Origin of the sequence: Streptomyces ureilyticus, from assembly GCF_011045025.1 — a bacterium.
GTDB classification, from domain to species: domain Bacteria; phylum Actinomycetota; class Actinomycetes; order Streptomycetales; family Streptomycetaceae; genus Streptomyces; species Streptomyces ureilyticus.
In genome coordinates this window covers 105,388-123,426 of record NZ_JAAKZX010000004.1, presented here as the reverse complement: position 1 = coordinate 123,426, position 18,039 = coordinate 105,388, and the positions used below count along the sequence as shown (strand labels likewise).

Sequence of the window (18,039 nt, the reverse complement as noted above, 5' to 3'; positions counted from 1 at the left end):
CGCCAAGGGCCTGGCTGTCACCCTGCGCACGATGACGAAGCGCGCGCACACCGCGCAGTACCCGGACGCCCAGCCCGAACTCCCGCCCCGCAGCCGCGGCGTCATCGGCCTCTTCGAGGAGAACTGCACGGTCTGCATGCTGTGCGCCCGCGAGTGCCCGGACTGGTGCATCTACATCGACTCCCACAAGGAGACGGTCCCGCCCGCCGCCCCCGGAGGCCGCGAGCGCAGCCGTAACGTCCTCGACCGCTTCGCCATCGACTTCGCCCTGTGCATGTACTGCGGTATCTGCATCGAGGTGTGTCCTTTCGACGCGCTGTTCTGGTCCCCGGAGTTCGAGTACGCGGAGACCGACATCCACGAACTCACTCACGAACGCGACAAACTCCGCGAGTGGATGTGGACCGTCCCGGCCCCTCCGGCCCTCGACCCCTCCGCCGAGGACCCGAAGGAACTCGCCGCCGCGCGCAAAACCGCCGACAAGCTCGCCGCCGAACAGGCAGCCCGGGCAGACGAACAGGCAGCCGGGGCGGAGCCGACCGCACCGCAGGAGGGAGAAGCGTGAGCCTCGCTGCCGTCGCCGCATCAACGGCGACGACCACCGCCGCCGAGACCAACGGCTTCCTCTCCCCGACCGGCGTCGAGATCGCCTTCCTCCTCGTCGGCCTCGTCACCCTCGGCGGGGCCGTCGTGACCGTCACCACCAAGCAACTCGTCCACGCCGCCCTGTGGCTGGTCGTGACGCTCGGCGGCCTCGCCGTCGAATACCTCCTGCTCACCGCCGAGTTCATCGCCTGGGTGCAGGTCCTCATCTACGTCGGTTCCGTCGTCGTACTCCTCCTCTTCGGTCTGATGCTCACCAAGGCCCCCATCGGCCGGTCCCCGGACGCCGACTCCGGCAACCGCTGGGCCGCCCTGGCCGTCGCGATCGCCGCGGCCACCGCCCTCGTTTGGGTCGTCGTCGACGCCTTCCGGACGACCTGGATCGACCTGGACGGCGCCGCCGCCGGTTCCACCGAGGCGAACGGTAAGGCCCTCTTCCAGAACTGGGTCCTCCCCTTCGAAGCCCTCTCCGTCCTCCTCCTCGCCGCCCTGGTCGGCGCGATCGTCCTCTCCCGCAAGGCCGCCGCCGCCCGGCCAACGGGGAGTGCGGCCCCGGGCAAGCAGCCCTCTGGTACGGCCCCGGCCACCTCCTCCGACGAGCAGCCCTCGCGCCAGGGCAAGGAAGGCGCCCGCTGATGCATCTCGCCTATCCCGCCGTGCTCTCCGCCCTCCTCTTCTGCACGGGCCTGTACGGAGTCCTCGCGCGCCGCAACGCGATCCTGGTCCTGATGTCCGTCGAGCTGATGCTCAACGCCGTCAACCTCAACCTGGTCGCCTTCGACGTCTGGCTCAGCAAGACCGCCCAGGACACCCTGCACTCCGGCCAGGCCCTGACCCTGTTCACCATCGCCATCGCTGCCGCCGAGGTCGGCATCGGCCTGGCGATCGTCCTCGCCGTCTACCGCAACCGCGGCACCTCGGACATCGACAAGCTCCGCGACACCGCCGAGACCGGTGACGGCAGCGACGACGGCCACGACGCCTCCGAATCCGCCGCGTCCACGACGGCCGAGAAGGCTGAGGCCACCGCGTGACCACGACCACCCTCGCCGTCCTCGTCCCCCTCCTTCCGTTCCTGGGCGCCGTGGCCGGCCTGCTCCTGGGCCGCACGGCCCCCGGTTTCGTACGCCCCCTCGCCGTCCTGCCCTCGGTGGTGTCCCTGGCGCTCGCCGTCCTCGTCGCCGTACGCCAGGGCGGCGACCAGGCCATCGACGCCGCCACCGAACTCACCCCGACCGGCTCGGTCCCCATCGAACTCGCCCTGCACATCGACGGCTTCGCCGCCCTCGTCGCCGTCCTGGTCGGCGTCGTCGCCTCCTGCGTGCAGATCTACTCGACGGGCTACCTGCGCGACGACCCGCGCTACCCCTCGTACGCCGCTCTCGTCTCCCTCTTCACCTCCGCGATGCTGCTCGTCGTCTACTCCGGCGACCTGATGGTGCTCCTGGTCGGCTGGGAGATCATGGGCATCTGCTCGTACTTCCTCGTCGGCCACTACTGGGAGACCCCGGAAGCACGCGCCGCCTCCCTGAAGGCCTTCCTGGTCACCAAGCTCGGCGATGTCCCCTTTCTGATCGGTCTGTTCGCGCTCGCCGCCGACGCCGACTCCTTCCGCATCAGGACCGTCCTGGGCACGGTCGCGAGCGGCGGACTCGACCATCCGACGCTGATCGCCCTGCTGCTCCTCGCCGGTGTGGCGGGCAAGTCGGCGCAGTTCCCGCTGCACTCCTGGCTGCCCGACGCGATGGCGGGTCCGACACCCGTCTCCGCGCTGATCCACGCCGCGACGATGGTCGCCGCCGGTGTCTACTTCATCGCCCGGCTCCTTCCGGTCTTCGCCGCCTCCTCGGCCGCGCTGCTCGTCCTTGCCGTCATGGCCGCCGTCACGATGGCCGGTTCGGCGCTCGCCGCGCTCGCCCAGGACGACATCAAGCGCGTCCTCGCGTACTCGACGATCGGCCAGCTCGGCTACATGACCGGCGCCCTCGCCGTCGGCGACCGCGGTGCCGCCGTCTTCCACCTCCTCTCCCACGGCGCCTTCAAGGCGCTGCTGTTCCTCGCCGCGGGCGTGATCATCCACGCCGCCGGCACCAACTCGCTGGCGACCATGTCCCGCATGAAGGACCTGCGCGCCCGCGTCCCCGACGCCTACTGGACGATGACCGTGGCGCTCCTCGCGCTCGCCGCGATCCCTCCCTTCAGCGGTTTCTTCTCCAAGGAAGCCGTCCTGGGCGCCGCCGAGCACGCCGCCACCGGGAACGCCGAGGACATCCCCGGCGCCGCGGGCTGGATCGTCCTCGTCGCCGGGCTGGTCACGGCCCTGCTCACCGCCGCGTACGCGATGCGCCTGTGGCTGCTCGCCTTCCGGGGCCACGGAGCCGAGGCACCGGACCACGGCAGGCAGCCCCTCGCCATGAACGCCGTGCTGTGGGTACTCGCCGTACCGTCACTCGCCCTCGGGCTCACCACCGGCCTGCTGCCCGACTGGTTCGACGGGCACGAACTGACCCCGACGCTCGCCACCTCCGTGCTCGGCACGGGAGTTGCCCTCGTCGGCGGCATCGTCACGTACGGCGCTTGGCGGCACACCACGGCGCTCGCTGCGCGCGTCCCGCTGGGTGCGGTCGCGGCCCACGCGGAGGGGGACGCCGGACTCGTCGAGGCCGAAGCCATCGCCAGCCACGCGCCCGCATACGGAAACGTGGCCTCCGCCCCCGACCCGGCGGACCCCGGACGCCTGCTCCTGGGACCGCTGCACCGGCACGCTGCCGTCGGCTTCCATCTCGACGCCGTCTACGCGGCCCTCTTCGTCCGCCCGGTCCAAGCCGGAGCCACACTCGTCCGGTTCCTCGACCGCGAGGTCGTCGACACCTACGTACGCGGCGCGGGCGCCCTGCCCCGCCTGCTCGGCGCGGCCGTCCGGCGCGCTCAGACCGGCAATGTGCAGACCTATGTGAGCGCGCTGCTCGCCGGCACCGTCGTCCTCGCGGTCGCCGCCCTCCTAGTCGCCACGGGAGCGTGAGCAGGCGTGGTCGATATCAACGAGTCCGTGATGCAGTTCCTTCTGGCGTTCATCGTCGTAGGCCCGCTCCTCGGCGCCGCCGCCGCTTTCCTGCCCGCCCCACCGGGGCTGAAGGGGAAGTCACCCGAGCAGGCCATGCTGCGGCACGGCGTCACCGTCACCGGCGCCGTGCTCATCGCCGCGATCGTCCTAGCGCTCGGCTTCGACCACAACCAGCCGTCGAGGATGCAGGCCACGACGGACATCAGCTGGATCCCCGCCCTCGACGTGCGGATCCACCTCGGCACCGACGGCATTTCCCTCCCCCTTCTGGTCCTGACCGCGCTACTGACCTTCCTCTGCGCGCTGTACTCCTACTTCAAAATGCCCTCGGGCCCGACCCCGAAGGCTTTCGTCGCACTGCTTCTCGTCCTCGAGTCCGGCACCCTCGCGACCTTCGCCGTCCTCGACCTTCTGCTCTTCTTCCTCGCCTTCGAGATGGTGCTCATCCCGATGTATTTCCTCATCGCCCGCTGGGGCGGTGAACAACGGCAGGCCGCCGCTTGGAAGTTCATCCTCTACACACTGCTCGGTTCCGTCGTCATGCTGCTGGGCCTGCTCCTCGTCGGGCTCAAGTCCGGCACATTCGACATGATGGCACTCGCCACTGACAACGGCCGATCGCTGACCACATCCGTGCAGGTCATCGCCGTTTTGGCGATCGGAATCGGGCTTGCGGTCAAGACACCGATGTGGCCGCTGCACAGCTGGCTGCCGGACGCCCACACCGCCGCGCCGACCGTCGGCTCGGTGCTGCTGGCCGGCGTCCTGCTGAAGATGGGTACGTACGGGTTCGTCCGGATTCTGCTGCCGATCACACCCGACGGCTTCCGCACCTTCGCGCCCTACCTCGCCGCCTTCGCCGTCGTCGGGATCATCTACGGATCCCTCGCCTGCCTCGCCCTCGCCAAGCAGGGCGCGAAGGGTGACCTCAAGCGCCTCATCGCGTACTCCTCCGTCGGCCACATGGGCTTCGTACTCCTCGGCATCGCGACCATGACCCCGACCGGCGTGAACGGCGCGCTGTTCGCCAACATCGCCCACGGACTCATCACCGGCCTGCTGTTCTTCCTGGTCGGCGCACTCAAGGACCGTACGGGCACGAGCGACCTCGACACGCTCGCGGAGAAGACAGGCGCCGCCCTCTACGGCAAGGCCCCGCGCCTGGGCGGCCTGCTCGCCTTCGGTGCCGTCGCCTCGCTCGGGCTGCCGGGCCTCGCCGGGTTCTGGGGCGAGATGCTGGCGCTGTTCGGCGCCTTCGATCCCGCCGACGGCCTCAGTCGGCCCGCGTTCCTGACCTTCATGGCGATCGCCGCATTCGGCACCCTGCTCACCGCCGCGTACATGCTCATCGTGGTACGCCGCGTCTGCATGGGCGTCGTTCCGCAGGGCAGTCCCGGGCTCGCGGACGTCCAGACGTACGAGTTCGCCGCCTGGACCCCGCTCGTCGCCCTCACCGTCGTCGCCGGACTCTGGCCCAAGGCTCTCCTCGGCCTGACCGACCCGGCCGTGCAGCAGCTCCTCGCAGGAGGCACCCGATGAGCTCCCTGGCCCAGCCTCTGGCCGAGTCCGTGGTCCAGTCCGTCGACTGGCTCGCGATCGCACCGCCCACCATCGCGGCGGTCGTCGGCCTCGTGGTGCTCGTCGTCGACCTCTTCGTGGGCGACGCCAAGAAGGGGCTGCTCGGCTGGCTCTCCGTCGCTGGACTCGCCGCGTCCACGCTGATGCTGCTGCCGCTCCTGGACGGCGACCGCTCCACCTTCTGCCTGACCGGCGACGCGGCCGTCTGCAGCTACACGGCGGACCGCTTCACGCTTGTCATCCAGTTCCTCGTCCTCGGCGGAGCACTCCTGGCGGCCCTTCTCTCCGTCACCGTTCTCAAGGACGCCAACAGGGAACTCCCCGAAGGGGAGTTCTGGTTCCTGCTGCTCTCCTCGGCCGCCGGTGCCGCCCTGCTGCCCGCCTCCCGCGACCTGGCGACCCTGATCGTCGCCCTGGAAGTCGCCTCACTGCCCGCCTTCGCCCTCGTCGGCATCAAACGCGGCGACAGGAAGTCCTCCGAAGCGGCCCTGAAGTTCTTCCTGTCCTCGGTCACCGCGACCGCCGTGAGTCTCATGGGCGTCAGCTTCGTCTACGCCTCCACAGGCACCCTGTACCTCACTGAGATCGCCACCAAGATCCAGAACGTCGACGGACAACTCCACACGCTCGCCCAGACCGGCGTCGTCCTCACCCTCGTCGGCTTCGCCTTCAAGACGGCCGCCGTGCCCTTCCACTTCTGGGTGCCCGACACCTACGTCGGGGCACCCTTGCCGGTCGCCGCCTACTTGTCGGTCGTCGGCAAGGCGGTCGGCTTCTCCGGGTTGATCCTCGTCACAGTGATCGCCCTCCCGTCGTACGCCGACGTCTGGGGCCCGGCACTCGCCGCCCTGGCCGCGCTCACCATGACGATCGGCAACGTGGGCGCCCTACGGCAGCAACCCACGCACGCGTACAGCGCGGTACGACTGCTCGCCTGGTCATCGGTCGGCCAGGCCGGCTACCTTCTCGTGCCGATCGCCGCCGCCGCGTACTCCCAGGACGCCGAGAAGGCCGTCGGCTCCACCATCGCGTACGCCCTGATGTACGCCGCCGTGAACCTCGGAGCCTTCGCCGTTGCCGCCCTGGTGGCCCGTACGAAGCCGCTCAACCGCATCAGCGACTACCGCGGCCTGTACGCCTCGCGCCCACTGTCCGCGCTCGTGCTGGGCTTCTTCCTGCTCTGCCTCGCGGGCCTGCCGCCGGGCATCATCGGCCTCTTCGCGAAGGTCACCGTCTTCTCGGCGGCCGTGGACGCGGGCCTTGGCTGGCTCGCCGTGGTCATGGCCGTCAACGTCGTGATCGCGCTCTTCTACTACCTCCAGTGGACGACGCTCCTCTTCCGCGCCCCCGAAGAAGAGCCCGAGAAGCACCGCGTCCCAGCCCCGCTGACTGCCGCGATCGCACTGACCGCGGTCCTGGGAGTCGCCCTCTCCGGAGCGCCCCAGTTGGTCCTCCGCTTCTCGGACACTGGCCTCTTCTGAGCCGCTGACGGCATCCGGCACGCGCGCGTGGGGCACCCGACCGCACGCGCGCGTGCCAGGCGTTGCCGCACTCACCCGGACGGCCCACCCGCGCCGCCGCGCGCACAAGGGAACTAGGGCTTCCCGCCTGGCGTTGACCAGTAAGGGAGGGTCCACTGGGCCGTGGAAGCACGGCATCAGTGACAGAGATCAGCAAGCAAAGGGTTCCCCTGCCGCACAACTTGGAGGGCGTACCGTGCACCGCCGGCACAACGGGCTCAGGACCGCCGTACTCCTCGGGGGACTGTCCGCACTCATCATCGTCATCGGCAGCCTCTTCGGGCGTATGGGCCTCGTCGTCGCGCTGCTGATCGCGATCGGCACGAACGCGTACGCGTACTGGAACAGCGACAAGTTGGCGCTACGCGCGATGCGCGCGCGCCCGGTGAGTGAGTTCGAGGCCCCGGCCCTCTACAGGATGGTCCGCGAACTCTCCACGCAGGCCCGCCAGCCCATGCCCCGCCTGTACATCTCACCGACCGAGGCACCCAACGCGTTCGCGACGGGCCGCAACCCGCGCAATGCTGCTGTGTGCTGCACCGACGGCATCCTGCGGATCCTGAACGAACGTGAGTTGCGCGGCGTCATCAGCCACGAGCTGAGCCACGTCTACAACCGCGACATACTGATCTCGTCGGTCGCCGGCGCTCTCGCCTCCGTGATCATGTTCCTGGTCCACTTCGCCTGGCTGATCCCCATCGGCCGCTCCGACGACGACGAGGGCCCCGGCCTGCTGGGCATGCTGATGATCATGATCCTGGGTCCGCTCGCCGCCTCCCTGATCCAGCTCGCCATCAGCCGCTCCCGGGAGTACGAAGCCGACGCCTCCGGCGCTCAGCTCACCGGCGACCCGCTGGCCTTGGCGAGCGCCCTGCGCAAACTCGAAGCGGGTACGAAGCAGCTTCCGCTGCCCCCCGAGCCGCGCATCGAGACCGCAAGCCACATGATGATCGCGAATCCCTTCCGTCCGGGCCAGGGGATGTCCAGGCTGTTCTCCACGCATCCGCCGATGGCGGAGCGCATTGCCCGGCTCGAGCAGATGGCAGGTCACCAGTGAAGACAATCCTGAACGTCATATGGCTCGTACTGAGCGGCTTCTGGCTGTTCCTCGGCTACTTGTTCGCGGGCGTGCTGCTGTGCATAACGATCATCGGCATCCCGTTTGGCATCGCGGCGTTCCGTATCGGCGTGTACGCCCTGTGGCCGTTCGGACATACGACGGTCGAGCGTCATGGTGCGGGCGCGGCCTCTTTCGTCGGCAACATCCTGTGGCTGATCCTGGCGGGCTGGTGGCTCGCCCTCACCCACATCGTCACCGGTGTCCTGCAGTGCCTCACGATCATCGGCATCCCCCTGGGGATCGCCAACTTCAAGCTGATCCCCGTTTCGCTGGTCCCTCTGGGACGCGAAATCGTGCGTACGGACCAGCCGTTCGCGACGTCTCGCTGGTAGAGCGACACGGGGTGCGGCAGCCGAAGTACGCCTTGGCGGCCTACGACGTCGAGGCCGAGGACGACGAGATCTGGGCTCTGTGCACGGACGCCGAGAACCTCTTCGGCGATCCGCACCCTCCCGCGCGCGGGACGTACGCATTGCTGGGCTGCGCACCCGAAGGGGAGTTGACTACTGCTCTCGCACGCGCGCGTGCCGATGGCTCGGCGCCGCTCGGCTTCCTCGCTCTGCAGATCCTTGACAAGAAGGGCGACCGGGTCGACGAGTGGTGCCTGGAGGACGTACGTGTCCTCAGCGACCGCCCGTCCGCGCGCGACCTGTCGCTGCTGGACGTCACGATCGAGGCGCGCCAGTCCCCGCACAACTCGTTCGACTATCCGCAGTGCCCGCCGCTCTCCCCGGGCTACCGGCTGCTCGGAACGGAGGACGAAGCCCGGGGCAGCTGCCGGGATCTGGCGTACGTCGAGAACAGTCGGCCGGACCTGGTCGAACCGTCCGTGCGGCTGCTCGGCAGTGCCCCGCAAGGAGCCCTGCGTACGGCGCTGAACGCGGGCGAGGAGGATCTCGGGCACGCCAAGCTGATCCGCCTCGACGCATCCGGCCGTGCCATTCAGTGCGCCGTCGAAGGCGAGCTCGTCGCCTGGATCCCGTCCGGCCGCGGCCTGGTGGACCTCACGCTGGAACCGTGGTCCGAGCGGCCGCCGACCGCTGCCCGGGAGGTCTGGGAGCTGTGGGACGACGGACGCCCGGCCCAGTCCAACGCCTGGGCGCGGTGCGGCACAGAGGGACGCCGCTACTGGCTCGACACGGTGCGGGACAACCACGTCGCGCACACACTTGACGCCGCGCCCGGCGGCACGTACCACCTCGACGGCCGTTACATCACCGACGAGCCCGGCTTCTTCTGCGCACTCGGCGAGGCGGTGAACGGACCCGGCGGCTACTTCGGCGGGGGTCTGGACGCGCTGGCCGACTGCCTCTGCGGCGGCTGGGGAGCCGGCCGGTCCTTCAACCTGGTCTGGCACGACGCGGAGGTCGCCCGTACCTGCCTCGGCCTCACCCCGCGTATTGACAACCGGCCCTGGACCTTCGAGGAACTGCTCGAATTCCTTGCGGCCAAAGGCATCCAGGTCCGCCTCGCCTGACGCCGCACCACTTATCCACAGCCCGGTTGTCCACAGCCCACCCGATTGTCAGTGGCGCCCTGCACTATGAACCCATGACCGAGATCGAGCAATTGATGACGAGTGTCGCGGCTGAGGCCCACAACTCGAGGCTGTGGCGCAAGCCTTCACTCCCCGGGCCCGCGGACGCACCTCCGTAGCGTGCGCTGTACGACGTCTGCGCATGGCGTCTTCATCCTGTGCCGTCCTGCCGGCCGGAGTCCCGCCCGTTCTGCCGCGAGGCAAGCCACTTCCGCCCTCCATACGCGGCTGCCCCCGCACCCAGCACACCAGCGCCCACAACCACCGACACTCCCGGCAAGGCGAACGCCAGCGTGACGCATCCGGCTGCCCCGACCACCGGCCCGATGCGCGCCATGAAGTCCGAACTGAGCGTCCAAGCCGAGGCGTTGGCGATCGCGTAATACGCGAGCACACCGAAGGAGGAGAAGCCGATAGCACCCCGCACATCCACCGTCGCGGCCAGCGCGGCGACCACCGCGCCGACGGCCAGCTCGGCCCGATGAGGCACCTGGAAGCGCGGATGCACGGCGGCCAGCGTGCCCGGGAGATGCCGGTCGCGGGCCATGGCCAGCGTCGTCCGTGACACCCCCAGGATCAGCGCGAGGAGTGAGCCGAGCGCTGCCACGGCGGCACCGACCCGTACGACCGGGACGAGCCCCGGCAGACCGGCCGCCCGTACCGCGTCCGCCAGGGGCGCCGTCGCCTGCCCGAGCCCGCTCGACCCCAGCACGGAAAGGACAGCCACCGCCACAGCCGTGTACACCAGCAGCGCGATGCCCAGCGCCAGCGGGATCGCGCGTGGAATGGTGCGCGCCGGATCCCGCACTTCCTCGCCGAGCGTCGCGATCCGCGCGTACCCCGCGAAGGCGAAGAACAGCAGGCCGGCCGCCTGAAGCACGCCCCCCGCGCCCCCGGAGACCCCCACGTCGAGCCGCCCGGCATCGGCGTCCCCAGAGGAGAGGCACACGACCACCACGGAGGCGAGTACCGAGAGAACCACCGCCACGATCGCCCGCGTCAGCCACGCGGACTTCTGCACACCGCCGTAGTTCACGGCGGTGAGCGCCACCACGGCCCCGACCGCCACCGCGTGCGCCTGCCCCGGCCAGACGTACGCGCCCACGGTGAGTGCCATCGCCGCACACGAGGAGGTCTTGCCGACGACGAACGCCCAGCCCGCCAGATACCCCCAGAACTCCCCGAGCCGCTCCCGCCCGTACACATACGTCCCGCCCGACGCGGGATAGAGGGCGGCGAGGCGCGCCGATGACATCGCGTTGCAGTACGCGACGACGGCGGCGACGCCCAGACCGAGGAGCAGCCCGGACCCGGCCGCATGCGCCGCGGGCCCGAGGGCGGCGAAGATCCCGGCGCCGACCATCGACCCGAGTCCGATGACCACGGCGTCGCCGACGCCGAGCGTCCGCCGCAGCCCCGCTTCGGGCTGTGGCGAGCCGGGCCGCCCCGCACGGGAGGCACCCGGACCGGACGGCGATGAGCCGGATCGGCCAGAACCGGACTGTGTCATGAGCGGCACCCTACTGATCAGTGCAACCGGCCGATGCCGCACTGGCGTCCTCTCCAGCAACAACAGACGAACATCGACAAGAACCGCAGTACAGGCCAAGCCGCGAACCGCAGCACATGAGCGGCATGAACACAGCTTGGCGAGAGCAAGATCACAGCACGGGCACAGCACGGAGGGGCAGGTTCACGGTATGGGGATCATCAGCTGGATCATTCTGGGGCTGCTGGCCGGCGCCATCGCCAAGTTCCTGCTGCCGGGCCGCGACCCGGGCGGCTTCATCGGCACGACACTCATCGGCGTCGCGGGCGCTTTCATCGGCGGTTGGATATCCGCCCGCTGGCTGGACAACCCGATCGCCAAGGATTTCTACGACGGTGCCACCTGGGCCGCCGCGATAGGCGGCTCTCTCGTCCTGCTGGTCGCCTACCGCATCCTGTTCGGCCACTCGCGCAACTGAGTACACACCCTCAAACCGCAGCCAGCAGGCGGGAAGGGTGGGCACCCGACGGTGCCCACCCTTCTCCGTACGCGCAACGAGCGCGATGTCACCGGTAGTTCACAAACTGCAGCGCGAAGTCGAAGTCCTTGCCCTTGAGCAGTGCGATCACGGCCTGCAGGTCGTCGCGGCTTTTCGAGCTGACCCGCAGCTCATCGCCCTGAACCTGCGCCTTCACGGCCTTCGGCCCCTCGTCGCGAATGATCTTCGCCACTTTCTTGGCGTTCTCCTGGGAGATGCCCTCCTCGATGGAGGCGAAGATCTTGTACTCCTTGCCGGAGAGCTGCGGCTCACCCGCGTCCAGGGCCTTCAGCGAGATGCCGCGCTTGATCAGCTTGGACTGGAAGACGTCGAGGATGGCCTTGACCCGCTCCTCGGAGTTTGCCTCCATCAAGATCTTCTCGCCGGACCAAGAGATGGAGGCGCCCACGTTCTTGAAGTCGTAGCGCTGCGAGATTTCCTTGGCGGCCTGGTTGAGGGCGTTGTCGACCTCCTGCCGCTCGACCTTCGAGACGATGTCGAAACTGGAGTCGGCCATGTCCTGTGGCTCCTTGTATCGGGGTGCGTGGGGCGGCCGTCGAGCCCGGCATCGGTCCCGGCCGCATCCGCATAAGCCTAGCCACCCGCCACCCTTCGAGTGCCGATCAATCGGGTGGCGAAGCACCCCTGGGCATCGGGTATCGTTTACGTCGTTGCCACGGAGCATCGCCAAAAGGCGGTACGAAGGGCGGCAACCCCCGGCGGTGTGCCCGAGCGGCCAAAGGGAGCAGACTGTAAATCTGCCGGCTCAGCCTTCCCAGGTTCGAATCCTGGCGCCGCCACTCTGAGAGAGACCCTCCCGGGCCTGCGAGAAAGCAGGGCCGAGAGGGTCTCTTCTTGTCGTCTCTCCCGCCGGATGCCGTCCCACCCCCATGACGTCCCACCCACTGGCGTGAGCTGGCCGCGGCGGGTGAGAGCAGGCCACAACCATGTTCTCCAGGGCGCCCGCGCCGCAGTCCGGCTTCGTACGCTGGTTCGTATGTCGTCACGCCGTAGGAACTGCCCCGATTGCCGTCGCGAGATCGCCGTCGTCGCCGGGCGGTTCGCACGGCACGACCCGCCGGGGGCGCGTGAGAGCGGGCAACTCGTGTCGTGCCCCGGGTCGCGCAGGCTGGCGCAGCTCGGGGCAGTCCAGCCGGGGCTGGACGAGTACGTCGTGCCGGACTTCCCCGGCCAGCTCCCCCTGTTCTGACCAGCCCGGCACTTCTCTTCCGACTCTTCCGACCGGTTCGCGCACACCCCTTCCGACCAGACCAACTCCTCTGAGCCGGAGGCCCCGCGGGACAGCCCGAAGTCAGCCAGAAGGGCTCGACGTCAGGAGACCATCTTCCGCAGCAGGGCCCTTCTGTGCGGCGGGAACCTCGGCGGCGGACACGGCAACTCCTCGGCTCAGGCTGACAGGACATGCTCAGGCAACCACTGGCCCACGCCCGCCGCCGCTCCTTGCGTCGAGAGCCAACAGCACTGGACCTAGGCCCGGCCTAGAACTCGGCCTCCTCAGTTCCCCGCCACCGACTTCACCGCCACGGACACCGGCGCCGACCCGCTGATCAGCTCCAGCGTCAGCCCGGCCGTCGCCGGAGTGTCCAACAGCTCCGCGAGGACGGCCGCGACGTCATCGCGCGGGATGGGTCCGCGACCCGTGGACGCCTCCAGGCGTACGAGACCGGTCCCGGCGTCGTTCGTCAGCATCCCGGGGCGCAGGATCGTCCAGTCAAGGCTGTTGAAGCCGCGTATGTACGCATCGGCTTCGCCCTTGGCGCGCAAGTACACGTCGAAGACGTCGTCCCCGGGGTGCGACGGGTCCGCGCCCATCGACGACACCACCACATACCGCCGCACCCCGGTCCGTACCGCCGCGTCCGCGAAGAGGACGGCGGCACCCCGGTCCACGGTGTCCTTGCGGGCCGCGCCGCTGCCCGGACCCGCGCCGGCCGCGAAGACGGCGGCGTCGGCGCCCTGCAGATGCGCGGCGACCTCCTCGACCGAAGCCGACTCCAGATCGCACAGGACCGGCTCGGCGCCGGCCTCCCGCAGATCGTCGCCTTGCTCTGGTCGGCGGATGATGCCCGCGACCTCATCACCGCGCGCGGCGAGCAGCCGCTCCAGCCGCAACGCGATCTGACCATGACCTCCAGCGATGACAATGCGCATGTCTTCGACCGTACGCCCGGACACTGACACTCGCCGCACAACCCTGTGGATAACTCATGAGTCTCCTGAGCGATCAACGAACAACGACAACGATCGCTGAGTAACGAGGGTGACGCCGCGTGGCGTCATAAGGAGACCGTCTTCGCCATGACCGCAACCATGACTGCCATACGAAAGCCCCTCACCGCGGCCGGTTGCGCCGCCGCACTGTTCGCCGGTGCGGCCGCCTGCGGCACGGTCGAGAACCTCACCGCCGGGCAGAAGGTCGACCGCGCCGTCGAGGAACTCGGCGAACAGAAGTCGCTCTCCTTCGAGTTGGGACTCCACGCCAAGCCGTCCGCGCTCACGAAGCTGACCGGAGAGGCGGAGCCGGGCGAGGAAATGCCGCCCGAGTTCGCGAAGTTCTTCACCGGGCTGCGCATCAAACTGTCCGTCGAGTCGAAGAAGCCGCTCGCCGACTCGGGCGAGAAGGACCTCGTCGGTGTGGGCATGCGGGTTTCGGGAGCCGACGGCCTCCTGGCCGAGTTCCGGGTCGTCGGCGACTTCACGTACTACCGCGCCGACTTGGAGGCACTCGGCGAGGCGATGGGCGTCCCGTTCCCCACGGTCGACGAACTCCCTGAGAGCGAGAAGGAGCTCAGGAAGGTCCTCGAGGGGAAGTGGGTCAAGGTCGACAACTCCGAACTCGAGCAGTCCCGCAAGGGCACCTCGGGCTCCCAGGAGATCGACACCAAGACGCAGCAGAAGATCCTCAAGGCCGTACGCGGTGTCGTCGCGCGCGAGGTTACTTTCACCAGCAAGGGCGGCGGTGACGGCACTGAACAGATCGTCGCCAAGGCCTCGTTCCGCGACCTGCTCACCGGTGTCTTCGACAAACTCCGACCGCTGGCCGACGATCTCCCGGCGGGCACGGAACTGCCCACCAACAAGGACCTCAAGGAGGCCCCCGACAAGAAGATCGCCGTCAACTTCTCCCTGAAGAACGGCGACCTGACCCGCGTCTCGGTCAACCTCGCCGCCCTCGCGGACAACGCGAAGGGCACCCGACTCCCGCTCGTCCTCACCTTCGGCAAGGCGTCTGACCTCAGCGCCCCGTCCGGCGCCACCGAGGTGCCCGTGGGGGAGTTGATGGGCCCCGGCAACCCGTTCACAGGCGGGATGCTGGGCGGCGGCTTCTGATCACCGAAGCCCTCGAGACAGGCTTTTCGGTGCCCCAAGCCACCGGTATGGGCGAAAACAGCGGCACGCGTGCGTGGACCTCAAAACCGGCCACGCACGCGCGCACCCCGAACATCGCCCACGTGCGCGTGAACCTCAAAGACGTCCACGCGCACGTGGGCCGCAATCACCCTCCACGCGCGCGTGGCCACCGAAAACCCTCCACGCGCGCGTGCACCCTCAGGACGGCCCTCCACCCCGCCCCTGCCGAGGCAGATCCAACGCCACAGCTGCCGCCGAGCCGCAGAACTCCCGCACCGCGTTCGTGCGCGCCACCACCCGCCCCTGGTGCACCACGATCCGGCTGTACGCCAGCGACAGCGCCCCCGCCAGCCGGTCCCCGCGCACGGCGAGCAGTTCGGCCGGGAATCCGGCCTCCACCCGCACTTCGGGCAGCCCGAGCGCCGCTCGCGCCGATGAACTCACCGTGTCGTACGCGTCCTCGGGCCGCAGCCCGTAGCGCGAGGCCAGCAGATACGCGGCCTCCAGCGGATCTCCGCGCCCCACAGGGTTCGATACGTCCCTCAGGGCGCCGCTGCCCGCGACGACCCGTACCCCGGCCGCCCGCAGCACTCGTACCGGAGCCGTCCCGCGCCGGTCGACGCCCGAGCAGCCGCCCTGGGGCAGGCAGGCGACGGTCACCCCGGCCGCGGCGAGCTGTTCCGCCGCCCGCGCCGCCACCTCCGGGGGCAGCCGCCCGAGCCCGCCGCACGGACCGAGCGTCACCCCGGGCCGTAGCCCGCCCGCCATCGCCGCGAACCGCGCGAGCCGCGCTGGATCATCACCGTCCGTGTGCAGATCGACCGGGCAGCCATGCTCGGAAGCGATCTCCAGGACCGCTTCCACATACCCGGTCGGATCGGGGTCCAGATCCGGACAACCGCCCACTACGGAGGCGCCCATTTTCACCGCGTCCCGCAGCAGCGCCAGCTCCTCGGCCCCGGCGAGCCCGGTCAGCACTCTCGGCATCGCCACCGCCGTCAGCTCGGCGAGTCCCCGCAGCGCGCGCCGCGCCTGGAGCACAGCTGCCAGCGCGCCGAGCCCCTGGACGTCGCCGATGCGCACGTGGGAACGCAGCGCCGTGGCCCCGTGCCCGAGGTGCAGCAGCGCGGCCTCGGTCGTACGGCGCTGGACCTCCTGATCGTCGTACGAGACCGGACCGTCGCCGTCGGCCGACAGGGCCGTGTCGCTGTGGGCGTGCGGCTCCGCGGGGGCCGGCAGGAGCAGATAGCCGGCGAGATCCACGCGCGCGGTGTGCACGCTGAGACTGCCGGCCGTGCCGACCGCCTCGATGCGCCCGCCGCCCAGCCGCACGTCCACGGTCCGGCCGTCGGTGAGCCGCGCACCGGACAGCAGCAGGGCGGAGCCGTCGGTCCGGCCCGACGAGGAACCCGACGACGGAGGGGGCTGCTGCGGCAAGCTGTCGGGCATCGTGCTCCTGGCTCTCGGGGCGGCTGCGCAGGGGAACGCGCGATCACGCAGCGTGAGTCGAGCCTAGGGTGGCGAGCAGTGCGCTTCGAGGAGGAGCGGAATAGTCGTACCGGTGTGGTCTGCCGTGCACAGAGGGCTGTTGGAGCGCTTGTGGAGCTCCTGGGAGCTGCGCAGAACGCCGGGAACGGGCCCGGACAGGTACGGCGAAACGGATTTGGGCGAACGGCTGCCGAGCGTGTAATGTCTTCATCGCTCGCCCCAATAGCTCAGTCGGCAGAGCGTCTCCATGGTAAGGAGAAGGTCTACGGTTCGATTCCGTATTGGGGCTCTGGTGTGTGAGGTTTCCGTCGTGAGGCGGTCCGATCGCATCGCAGCGGTGTAGCTCAGTCGGTAGAGCAAGCGGCTCATAATCGCTGTGTCACCGGTTCAAGTCCGGTCACCGCTACTGACAGTAGCCGATTGTGGGGTCGGTCCTTCGATCGGCTACTCTTCTGTGCGTTAATGTCCCATCCGTTCGTCAAGGAGCACTCCTGTGGCTGCCACCGACGTCCGCCCGAAGATCACGCTGGCCTGCGTGGAGTGCAAGGAGCGGAACTACATCACCAAGAAGAACCGGCGTAACAACCCGGACCGTCTTGAGATGAAGAAGCACTGCCCGCGTTGCAATGCGCACACCGCGCACCGCGAAACGCGATAAAACAGGCTCGTACACGAGGCCGTCCCCAGTTAACGGGGGCGGCCTCGCGTCGTTGTCGGCTCGCCGGGCCGAATGTCACGCATGCTTGTTCCGGGCAATCACAGCGAACATCAGGAGGTACCGGGCCATGGCGCTCGACCAGTCCTTCGTGGGGCGGTCCTATCCGCCCACCGACCCCTATGAGGTCGGCCGGGAGAAGATCCGCGAGTTCGCGGAGGCGGTGGGGGACCCCAACTCCGCCTACACGGACCCGGAGGCCGCCAAGGCACTCGGATACGCCGATGTGATCGCCCCGCCCACCTTCGTGTTCACGATCACTTACAAGGCCGCGGGACAGGTCGTCCAGGACCCTCAACTCGGCCTCGACTACAGCCGCGTGGTGCACGGCGACCAGAAGTTCGCCTACAAGCGACCGGTGCGCGCGGGAGACCGGCTGACGGTCGTCTCGACGATCGAGGCGATCAAGTCCCTGGCGGGCAACGACATCCTGGACATCCGGGGTGAGGTCCACGACGAGGCGGGCGAGCATGTGGTGACCGCCTGGACGAAGCTCGTGGCCCGCGCGGCAGAGGAGGGCTGAGACGTATGGCGGCGAACATCGCGTACGACGACATCGAGGTCGGCACCGAACTGCCGGCTCAGACCTTCCTGGTGACCCGGGCCACGCTCGTGCAGTACGCGGGCGCCTCCGGGGACTTCAACCCGATCCACTGGAACGAGAAGTTCGCGGTCGAGGTCGGCCTGCCCGATGTCATCGCGCATGGCATGTTCACGATGGCCGAGGCGATCCGGGTCGTCACGGACTGGGTGGGCGATCCGGGCGCGGTCGCCGAGTACGGCGTGCGCTTCACCAAGCCCGTGGTCGTCCCGAACGACGACAAGGGGGCCACGATCGAGGTCAGCGCCAAGGTCGCGGCCAAGCTCGACGACAACGCCGTCCGCGTCGACCTCACGGCCATGAGCGCGGGACAGAAAGTCCTGGGGATGTCGCGGGCGGTCGTCCGACTCGCCTGACGGCGCGCAGGAGTGCATGAGTAAGGGGCACGCTCAATGGAGGCGTGCCCCTTACTCA

The 18,039-nt window shown here is 69.2% G+C and carries 19 protein-coding genes and 3 tRNA genes; 18 read left to right on the top strand and 4 right to left on the bottom strand.

Annotated elements, in window-relative coordinates; genetic code table 11:
* The 9 genes from G6048_RS02440 to G6048_RS02400 all read left to right on the top strand — a co-directional run.
* Window positions 1-565: NuoI/complex I 23 kDa subunit family protein (locus G6048_RS02440; protein WP_165337716.1), on the top strand; the 565-nt coding region annotated here is incomplete at its 5' end.
* A complete protein-coding gene (locus tag G6048_RS02435) occupies window positions 562-1,239 on the top strand; it encodes an NADH-quinone oxidoreductase subunit J family protein (RefSeq protein ID WP_165337715.1) in 678 nt (225 codons plus the stop codon). The genes G6048_RS02440 and G6048_RS02435, both read left to right, overlap by 4 nt.
* Window positions 1,239-1,637 (top strand): NADH-quinone oxidoreductase subunit NuoK, encoded by a 399-nt coding sequence (gene nuoK, locus G6048_RS02430; RefSeq protein WP_165337714.1) that lies wholly within the window; start codon window positions 1,239-1,241, stop codon window positions 1,635-1,637. Before G6048_RS02435 ends, nuoK begins: the two co-directional genes overlap by 1 nt.
* Window positions 1,634-3,625, top strand: coding sequence for an NADH-quinone oxidoreductase subunit 5 family protein (locus G6048_RS02425; protein ID WP_165337713.1), 1,992 nt, complete (start codon window positions 1,634-1,636; stop codon window positions 3,623-3,625). The genes nuoK and G6048_RS02425 overlap by 4 nt, the downstream gene beginning before the upstream one ends.
* 6 nt (window positions 3,626-3,631) lie before the next feature.
* Window positions 3,632-5,206: an NADH-quinone oxidoreductase subunit M gene (locus G6048_RS02420; RefSeq protein ID WP_165337712.1), complete on the top strand. Its 1,575-nt coding sequence runs from the start codon at window positions 3,632-3,634 to the stop codon at window positions 5,204-5,206.
* Complete coding sequence (locus G6048_RS02415) at window positions 5,203-6,726, top strand: NADH-quinone oxidoreductase subunit N (protein ID WP_165337711.1); 1,524 nt, start codon at window positions 5,203-5,205, stop codon at window positions 6,724-6,726. Before G6048_RS02420 ends, G6048_RS02415 begins: the two co-directional genes overlap by 4 nt.
* Window positions 6,727-6,961: 235 nt before the next feature.
* The gene (gene htpX, locus G6048_RS02410) at window positions 6,962-7,822 is read left to right on the top strand and encodes a zinc metalloprotease HtpX (RefSeq protein WP_165337710.1); all 861 of its coding nucleotides are present in this window, start codon (window positions 6,962-6,964) and stop codon (window positions 7,820-7,822) included.
* A complete protein-coding gene (locus G6048_RS02405) occupies window positions 7,819-8,217 on the top strand; it encodes a YccF domain-containing protein (protein ID WP_165337709.1) in 399 nt (132 codons plus the stop codon). The genes htpX and G6048_RS02405 overlap by 4 nt, the downstream gene beginning before the upstream one ends.
* Before the next feature lie 11 nt (window positions 8,218-8,228).
* Window positions 8,229-9,362, top strand: coding sequence for a barstar family protein (locus tag G6048_RS02400; protein WP_165337708.1), 1,134 nt, complete (start codon window positions 8,229-8,231; stop codon window positions 9,360-9,362).
* A 211-nt stretch (window positions 9,363-9,573) separates the two neighbouring features.
* Here G6048_RS02400 and G6048_RS02395 read toward each other — a convergent pair whose 3' ends face one another.
* Complete coding sequence (locus G6048_RS02395; protein WP_165337707.1) at window positions 9,574-10,932, bottom strand: APC family permease; 1,359 nt, start codon at window positions 10,930-10,932, stop codon at window positions 9,574-9,576.
* 190 nt (window positions 10,933-11,122) lie between these two features.
* Between G6048_RS02395 and G6048_RS02390 the strand changes: the two genes are divergently transcribed.
* Window positions 11,123-11,389, top strand: coding sequence for a GlsB/YeaQ/YmgE family stress response membrane protein (locus G6048_RS02390; protein WP_165337706.1), 267 nt, complete (start codon window positions 11,123-11,125; stop codon window positions 11,387-11,389).
* 88 nt (window positions 11,390-11,477) lie between these two features.
* On the opposite strand, the gene G6048_RS02385 is transcribed toward G6048_RS02390, so the two are convergent.
* Window positions 11,478-11,966 carry a YajQ family cyclic di-GMP-binding protein gene (locus G6048_RS02385; protein WP_165337705.1) on the bottom strand — a complete coding sequence of 163 codons (489 nt, stop codon included), beginning with the start codon at window positions 11,964-11,966 and terminating at the stop codon, window positions 11,478-11,480.
* Window positions 11,967-12,167: 201 nt separating this feature from the next.
* Here G6048_RS02385 and G6048_RS02380 point away from each other — a divergent pair.
* Both G6048_RS02380 and G6048_RS02375 read left to right on the top strand, forming a co-directional pair.
* Window positions 12,168-12,249, top strand: a tRNA-Tyr gene (locus tag G6048_RS02380).
* Between the two features lie 197 nt (window positions 12,250-12,446).
* A complete protein-coding gene (locus G6048_RS02375; RefSeq protein ID WP_165337704.1) occupies window positions 12,447-12,659 on the top strand; it encodes a hypothetical protein in 213 nt (70 codons plus the stop codon).
* Between the two features lie 305 nt (window positions 12,660-12,964).
* On the opposite strand, the gene G6048_RS02370 is transcribed toward G6048_RS02375, so the two are convergent.
* Window positions 12,965-13,621, bottom strand: a complete 657-nt coding sequence (locus G6048_RS02370; protein WP_165337703.1) for an SDR family oxidoreductase — start codon at window positions 13,619-13,621, stop codon at window positions 12,965-12,967.
* Window positions 13,622-13,780: 159 nt separating this feature from the next.
* Between G6048_RS02370 and G6048_RS02365 the strand changes: the two genes are divergently transcribed.
* Window positions 13,781-14,800 (top strand): hypothetical protein, encoded by a 1,020-nt coding sequence (locus tag G6048_RS02365; RefSeq protein WP_235989420.1) that lies wholly within the window; start codon window positions 13,781-13,783, stop codon window positions 14,798-14,800.
* Window positions 14,801-15,019: 219 nt separating this feature from the next.
* Here the strand turns inward: G6048_RS02365 and G6048_RS02360 are convergent, their stop codons facing one another.
* Complete coding sequence (locus G6048_RS02360) at window positions 15,020-16,270, bottom strand: amidohydrolase family protein (RefSeq protein ID WP_165337701.1); 1,251 nt, start codon at window positions 16,268-16,270, stop codon at window positions 15,020-15,022.
* A gap of 255 nt (window positions 16,271-16,525) precedes the next feature.
* Between G6048_RS02360 and G6048_RS02355 the strand changes: the two genes are divergently transcribed.
* The 5 genes from G6048_RS02355 to G6048_RS02335 all read left to right on the top strand — a co-directional run bounded on the left by G6048_RS02355 (window position 16,526) and on the right by G6048_RS02335 (window position 17,981).
* A tRNA-Thr gene (locus tag G6048_RS02355) sits at window positions 16,526-16,598 on the top strand.
* A gap of 44 nt (window positions 16,599-16,642) precedes the next feature.
* Window positions 16,643-16,715: transfer RNA gene (locus G6048_RS02350), tRNA-Met, on the top strand.
* Window positions 16,716-16,802: 87 nt separating this feature from the next.
* Entirely contained in the window at window positions 16,803-16,967 is a 165-nt protein-coding gene (gene rpmG / locus G6048_RS02345; RefSeq protein WP_003948671.1) for a 50S ribosomal protein L33, read from the top strand.
* A 127-nt stretch (window positions 16,968-17,094) separates the two neighbouring features.
* On the top strand, window positions 17,095-17,547 hold the full coding sequence (locus G6048_RS02340) for a MaoC family dehydratase N-terminal domain-containing protein (protein ID WP_165337700.1): 453 nt from the start codon (window positions 17,095-17,097) through the stop codon (window positions 17,545-17,547).
* Between the two features lie 5 nt (window positions 17,548-17,552).
* Window positions 17,553-17,981 carry a MaoC family dehydratase gene (locus tag G6048_RS02335; RefSeq protein WP_165337699.1) on the top strand — a complete coding sequence of 143 codons (429 nt, stop codon included), beginning with the start codon at window positions 17,553-17,555 and terminating at the stop codon, window positions 17,979-17,981.
* Window positions 17,982-18,039: the final 58 nt, after the last annotated feature.